Origin of the sequence: Streptosporangium sp. DT93 (assembly GCF_049844535.1) — a bacterium.
Lineage (GTDB): Bacteria > Actinomycetota > Actinomycetes > Streptosporangiales > Streptosporangiaceae > Streptosporangium.
In genome coordinates, this window is the sequence record NZ_JBNCLF010000086.1 from 1 (window position 1) to 360 (window position 360).

A 360-nucleotide genomic window follows, 5' to 3' on the forward strand; every position below is an offset into this window, starting at 1 on the left:
CAGGGAGTTGCCGCCGAGGGTGAAGAAGTTGTCGTCGGCGCCGACCTGTTCCACTCCCAGTAGTTCCTGCCAGGTCGTAGCGAGCCAGCGTTCGGTGTCGGTGCGAGGCGGAAGGTGTTCGCCGGTGCGTGGTGCCGGGTCCGGGAGCGCTGCGGTGTCGAGCTTGCCGTTGGGGGTCAGTGGCAGCTCGGGAAGCGTCACGAACACGGTGGGTACCATGTAGGTCGGGAGCTGCTTGGCGAGATGCTGGCGCAGTTCGCCCGGGTCGGTGTCGCCGACGATGTAGGCGGCGAGGTAGGTGTCGTCGCGCAGGATGACGGCGCATTGGCGGATGGCGGGGTGGCCGGTGAGGGTGTGTTC

General features: G+C 67.5%; 1 protein-coding gene. It reads right to left on the minus strand.

Annotation, left to right across the window (positions count from 1 at the left end; genetic code table 11):
• On the minus strand, positions 1 to 360 hold a 360-nt coding region (locus ACLQ2R_RS39595), incomplete at both ends, for an AMP-binding enzyme (RefSeq protein ID WP_425966554.1).